This is a genomic window from Xenorhabdus santafensis (assembly GCF_033949405.1).
GTDB lineage: Bacteria > Pseudomonadota > Gammaproteobacteria > Enterobacterales > Enterobacteriaceae > Xenorhabdus > Xenorhabdus santafensis.
Genome location: NZ_VCDN01000250.1, coordinates 1 through 291, shown reverse-complemented (window position 1 = coordinate 291; position 291 = coordinate 1). Strand labels below are relative to the sequence as shown.

The following is a 291-nucleotide window of genomic DNA, read 5'->3' as shown; positions in this document are numbered from 1 at the left end:
GCTGAATTTCTCTTTGTAAATCTTTTCTCTCTTTGTATTCACGAACATCTTTATAATCATTTGTGCCAACAATTTTTCGTTCAATACTACGCTCTTTTAACATTTCGCCTAACAAATTAACCTCTTTTTCTCGCCAATCATCAAAAGGACGAGTTTTATCTAACCTTGGATCTTGTTGCGTAATCGCTCGATCAAATGATACTTGCTTTTCAAGTCCTCGCTTATATCCACTCGCCACAGGTACGAAATTCAAATGCATATGAGGGCTTGCCTCATCATTATGAATGACCG

General features: G+C 37.1%; 1 protein-coding gene. It reads right to left on the bottom strand.

Going from position 1 to position 291, the window contains the following annotated elements; genetic code table 11:
* On the bottom strand, window positions 1-291 hold a 291-nt coding region (locus tag FE392_RS20095), incomplete at both ends, for a plasmid recombination protein (RefSeq protein WP_319931893.1).